We start from the raw sequence: 4,688 nt of genomic DNA on the forward strand, positions 1-4,688 counted from the left end.
ATTTTCCTTCGGAAAATCCTCGCACACAAGCACGCAACTTTCCATACACATAAACGTTAGCATACATTAAAAAACAACAACTATGAAAAAAATAATTCTACCATTATTCCTTATTTCTTCATTTTTAGCAAAATCTCAAACATCAATAGAATTTCCAAAAGACGAAAAAGGGCATACTATCTTTAAGGAAATTGTTGAAAGTGAATTAGATTCTACAACTCTTTTCTCAAATGCAAAAAATTGGATTGCAAAAACATTTGGCAGTTACAAAAAGGTTGTCCAATTTGAAGATGATAAAGACTTAAAAATTATCTTAAAAGGAGAGTCTGATATTCCTATTAGAAATATTATAAATTCAGCAGGAGTAGAAAAAGATTATTTAACATTTACAATTACTATAGAATGTAAGGACAAAAGATATCGGTATATTATTGACGATATTGAAATTCAGCACACTCTAACCGTCCTTGGAATTGATGTAAAAAACTCAATATCCACAGATGAGAAACTTGAAAATATTGGAGCAAAGAAAAAAAAATTAGATGAACTTAATTCCATCGATATTTCAAAATTAAAAAAAAGTGAGAAGGAAAATTTATTAAATGATATTTCAAATGCTGATAATGCTTACAAAACAGATTTATTAATTTACGAAAAGGAATATAATACTTTTATCCAATTGATTAAATCATTGAAAGAAAGAATGAAAATTAATGATGATTTTTAACCTAGTATAACGTATGCTAACACCGTGTATAAAAAATTGCTAGTTTTATACTAAACCAATGTCAGTTGCTTTGCTTGCTTGCATCTGATTTTCCTTCGGAAAATCCTCGCACACAAGCACGCAACTTTCCATACACATAAACGTTACCTGCAAGCTAAAGAAACATCGAGAATAAATTATGATTGAATCAATTCTATTAAAAAATATCGCCTCATATGACCAAAATGGAATTGAAATTACAGATTTAAAAAAAGTCAATTTTTTCTTTGGCGCAAATGGTTCAGGAAAATCCACGATTGCCAAATATCTTTATAATTTAAGTAAAAATGCAACTGACAGAGTTGATGATTTCAATGATTGTAGTAATAGTGGTTACGACCAAGCAAATCAACAGATACTAGTATATGATGAAAACTTCGTTGATGAAAATTTTAACAGAAATTCAGTTTTAAAAGGTGTTTTTTCATTAAATCAAACCAATGACAGTATAGATAGACAAATAGCACTTAAGCAAACAGAAATACAAAATCTGACAGACAATAAAGAGAGAAAAGAAACCCTAAAACAAAGAATTCTAGATAATAAAGAACAAAAGAAAACGGAGTTACTAAACTTTTGTTGGACTAAAAGAAATAACTTTTCTTCATTTTCAAAATTGAGCCTAGGTTTTTCTGGAAGTAAACAAAATCACCTTCAACAACTAAAAACAGTTCTAGAAACACTTCCAAGTACAATTCTCTCAATATCAGAATTGACAACTAGTTATAATGAACTTTATGAAAAAGAGATTTTAGAAATTAAAACTACTATAAGTTCTACTCTATATAAAGATATTCGACAACTAGAAATAGAATTGAAACCTCTTCTTTCAGAAGTAATCGTTGGTAATGAAGATGTTAATATAGATGCCTTAATTAAAATACTAAACTCTAGAAGTTGGGTTGAAACTGGCATAAATTTTCTTAATCAAGTTGATACCACTTGTCCATTTTGTCAAAAGGAAACTATTGACCAAAATTTAAGAACTCAGTTTAATCAATATTTTGACGAAACATCAAAACAACAAATTCAACTAATTGAGAATTTACTTATTGAATACCGAGCCAAAACAGCGTCTTTTTTGGAAAATATTTTAGCAATTCAAAATGTTTTCAATCCCAACAATCTTGTTTCTAATGTCTATATTCAATTGCAAGAATTGTTTACAAATAATATTAGTGAGGTTGATTTAAAAATTAAGAATTCAAATGAACGAAAAGATATAATTTCTGTAAACACCGTTAAAGAATCATTATCAACAATTATAAGTTCAATAAAAGCAAATAACAAATCTTTGCTTGAACTAGACCAAAATAAAAGAAATCTAATTTCTAAGATTTGGCAATTTATGGCAAAAAAATGTCAAACAAAAATTGAAGAATTCGAAACTAAAGAATCCAAATATCAAAGCATTAACACTCTGGCAAATCAAATAATTGATGGATATAATACTGATAGTACAAATCTTAAGCTAGAAATTGAAACTTTGAGAAGTCAAACTATAAATACTCAAGATGCTGTTGACAACATTAACTTGATATTAAAAAACTCAGGCTTTGAAAGTTTTGAAATTAAAGAGAAAGAATTAGTTAATAATATTTCTCAGTATTATTTAAAAAGACCAAATGATAATAGCGAAAACCAAATTTTTAAAACTTTAAGTGAAGGAGAAAAAAGTTTCATTTCATTCTTATATTTTTATCAATTATGTATCGGAACAGATGATATTCAAAATAATAGTACCAAGAAGAAAATAATTGTCATTGATGACCCAGTTTCTAGTTTAGACAGTCAAGCACTTTTTGTCATATCGTCTTTAATTCATCAACTTATTCTTAGAAAAGCCAATGATAATAGATCAAACAGAATGCTTTTAAAAAATGAAAACATCTCACAGGTTTACATTTTCACTCACAACCTATATTTTTATAAAGAAGTTTCATTTGACAAAAGACCAATGTGCACTGATTTTTGGCATTATAAAATAACGAAAACAAATAATAACACATCTATATCAGGTCAATACAAAAAATCCATTACTGACGATTATGCTTTGCTTTGGGAAACAATAAAAGAATTAAAAGGCAACTTACCTGAAGATTCAAATCTTAATGTTTTAATAGCAAATTCTATGAGAAGAATAATAGAAAGCTACGTTCATTTTATTGGAATTGGAAATGATGCTTGGAGTTCAATTTTAGATGATGATAGACAAAGTCCTGAATACTATTTGAAATATGCTTTTGTGGCTTCAATAAATGATGAGAGTCATAAAGTGACTGCCTTAGATGGCGTATATTACCAGAAAGTTTCAAGCGAACAACCACAACTATTATTTGACGTTTTTGAAAACATTTTCTCAAATATTGGAAGAGAGCATTATGAAATGATGATGGGCGAATAAATAACATTTGAATAAAAGCCAGCAGGTAACACCGTATATAATTTATTGCTAGTTCTAGCCTACTTACGAAAATCCTCGCGGATTTTCTATTCGGTTTTTATTTGCTAAATTACGTGCTAAACCACGCAACAAACCATATACAAACACGTTGGCAATAATATGACAGAAAACGAGCAAAATAGCAAATTAAACAAAACTGAAATTATAGCAAATCTATTATGGACTGCTTTCGGAATTATTGGTGGAATAAATTATTATTCAAAAAAGGAATATTTGATTTGCGGAATTATGACTTTAGTTGGAATTTTATATGCTTACAAATTATTTAAATCAATAAATTTAAAATGAAAAAAATACACTTCGATAATCTGAATAAAAATTGGTTTTTAATCACTGTTTTAATTTTATCAATAGTATTTTTACTTGTTGGAATTTTTGAGCTTATTCCTTTTGAAAACCCTAAAATAAATAAAAGGTTAAGTGGAGTTGGATTTTTACTTCAAGCGCTTTTTTTCAGTAGAATGTTCTGGTATAAAAATTATATTCAGTGGAATAAAAAAGGAGCAGTTATCCGAATTAATTCTCTTTTGGGGAAATCGTTAAGTTTTGACCAAATTAAAACAACTGAACTGAATGAAAAAAAGTTGAAAATAACAAAAACTAATGGAGAAATAGTAATATTTGACTTGAAAGAAATAGCGGAATCTGACACTCAAAAACTGAATGAAATAATAGTAAAAAATACTATTGCCAACACCGTGTAAAAAACATTGCTTATTTTAGGCTAAACCAAAGGTCGTTGCTGTTTTGTTACATCTGATTTTCCTTCGGAAAATCCTCGCACACAAAACCGCAACGTTCCTTACACAAACACGTTAGCTTTAATGCTGAACAAAAATTATGAATAAAATTAAAACAAAATTATGAATCATTTTTTAGCGATTGGACCTTGGCAAATAATTCTGATATTAGTAGTCTTATTTCTTGGGATTTTACCGACAATAATTGCTCTAGTAGATATTTTAAAGAGTGAATTTAAAGGAAATAATAAAATTGTTTGGATACTAGTTGTTCTATTTGCAAACTTTTTTGGTGCGATTTTATACTTCTTAATTGGCAGAGAACAAAAAATAAAGATTGAAAAATTGTAAACTGACTTTGAGCAAGTTTACGGAATTTAGAAAACCAAAAATACTCGGTTGAGCAATTTCAAAAATACGCTGAATTCTCACTCAAACTCTGAATTGAATTGCGTCTGACTTTTAAGCTCGTTTACGGAATCTAAATCTGAATTAAAAACTCGGAATCTCACTCAAACAAAACTTAGCAAGTTGCGAAATTGCTCACTCAATCGGAATTGAAAAATATTGCGGAAATTTAGCAAGTTTGCGGAATTAAAAACTGACCGAAAAAAGAAAATCGGAAAGAAATATTAAGCGGACAAAAAAGCACTAAAAGCTAACACCGTGTAAAAAACATTGCTTATTTTAGTTAAGCCGTTTGGTCGTTGCTTTGTTT

4 protein-coding genes are annotated in these 4,688 nt (G+C 28.4%); all 4 read left to right on the plus strand.

Features of this window, described 5'->3' with window-relative positions:
* Positions 1-82 precede the first annotated feature (82 nt).
* The 4 genes from ACFQ0I_RS16510 to ACFQ0I_RS16525 all read left to right on the plus strand — a co-directional run bounded on the left by ACFQ0I_RS16510 (position 83) and on the right by ACFQ0I_RS16525 (position 4,321).
* Positions 83-727 carry a DUF4468 domain-containing protein gene (locus tag ACFQ0I_RS16510; RefSeq protein WP_379944079.1) on the plus strand — a complete coding sequence of 215 codons (645 nt, stop codon included), beginning with the start codon at positions 83-85 and terminating at the stop codon, positions 725-727.
* A gap of 178 nt (positions 728-905) precedes the next feature.
* Complete coding sequence (locus ACFQ0I_RS16515) at positions 906-3,170, plus strand: AAA family ATPase (RefSeq protein ID WP_379944080.1); 2,265 nt, start codon at positions 906-908, stop codon at positions 3,168-3,170.
* A gap of 344 nt (positions 3,171-3,514) precedes the next feature.
* The gene (locus tag ACFQ0I_RS16520) at positions 3,515-3,934 is read left to right on the plus strand and encodes a hypothetical protein (RefSeq protein WP_379944081.1); all 420 of its coding nucleotides are present in this window, start codon (positions 3,515-3,517) and stop codon (positions 3,932-3,934) included.
* Between the two features lie 159 nt (positions 3,935-4,093).
* Positions 4,094-4,321: a PLD nuclease N-terminal domain-containing protein gene (locus ACFQ0I_RS16525; protein ID WP_379944082.1), complete on the plus strand. Its 228-nt coding sequence runs from the start codon at positions 4,094-4,096 to the stop codon at positions 4,319-4,321.
* Positions 4,322-4,688 lie beyond the last annotated feature (367 nt).

The sequence above is a fragment of the Mariniflexile aquimaris genome (genome assembly GCF_042676825.1).
GTDB classification, from domain to species: Bacteria; Bacteroidota; Bacteroidia; order Flavobacteriales; family Flavobacteriaceae; genus Mariniflexile; species Mariniflexile aquimaris.

Coding starts and splice junctions, on each gene's coding strand:
- ACFQ0I_RS16510 (WP_379944079.1), top strand. CDS start 83: ATGAAAAAAATAATTCTACCATTATTCCTTATTTCTTCATTTTTAGCA.
- ACFQ0I_RS16515 (WP_379944080.1), top strand. CDS start 906: ATGATTGAATCAATTCTATTAAAAAATATCGCCTCATATGACCAAAAT.
- ACFQ0I_RS16520 (WP_379944081.1), top strand. CDS start 3,515: ATGAAAAAAATACACTTCGATAATCTGAATAAAAATTGGTTTTTAATC.
- ACFQ0I_RS16525 (WP_379944082.1), top strand. CDS start 4,094: ATGAATCATTTTTTAGCGATTGGACCTTGGCAAATAATTCTGATATTA.